Source organism: Polaromonas sp. P1_E3 (assembly GCF_056405935.1).
Genome location: NZ_JBFUBD010000753.1, coordinates 1 through 793, shown reverse-complemented (window position 1 = coordinate 793; position 793 = coordinate 1). Strand labels below are relative to the sequence as shown.

Annotated in this window: 1 protein-coding gene; it reads left to right on the top strand. The window is 58.3% G+C overall.

Going from position 1 to position 793, the window contains the following annotated elements:
• Positions 1-793 (top strand): PHA/PHB synthase family protein (locus AC1D0Z_RS23290; protein ID WP_477660491.1); only part of this gene is annotated, 793 nt, incomplete at both ends.

Here is a 793-nt window from a genome sequence, read left to right as displayed (position 1 = left end):
GGTCAAACCCCACCCGCAATCCAGTTCGATCCGGCGAAGCTCCAGGAATTGCAGCAGCGCTATGTCGCGGACGCTTCGGCTTTGTGGAACCAGGGCCTGCAAGAAGGCGCAGATACGCTGGTGTCTTCCGACCGGAGGTTTTCGAGCGCAGCCTGGAAGACCAATCCTGTCTCGAAGTTTTCGGCTTCTGCTTATCTGCTGAATGCCCGCACCCTCATGGCCCTGGCCGACGCCATCGAAGGCGATGCAAAGACCCGGGCACGCCTGCGCTTTGCGGTCGAGCAATGGATGGCGGCCACGGCGCCCAGCAATTTTCTGGCGCTCAATGCCGAAGCGCAGCAAAAAGCCATTGAAAGCCAGGGTGAAAGCATCGCCCAGGGCCTGACCAACCTGCTGCACGACCTGAAGCAGGGCCACGTTTCCATGACCGATGAACGCGTGTTCGAGGTCGGCAAAAATGTAGCCACCACCGAAGGCGCAGTGGTATTTGAAAATGAATTCTTCCAGCTGCTGGAGTACAAGCCCCTGACGGCAAAGGTTTACGAAAAACCTTTCCTGTTGATCCCGCCGTGCATCAACAAGTTCTACATCCTGGACCTGCAACCCGAGAACTCGCTGATCCGTTATGCCGTCAGCCAGGGCCATCGCACCTTCGTGGTGAGCTGGCGAAATCCCGATGAGTCGATGGCGCAGAAAACCTGGGACGACTACATCGAGCATGCCGCCATCAAGGCCATCGACGTGGTGCAGGAGATCACCGGCGCCAAAACCCTGAATGCCCTGGGCTTTTGCG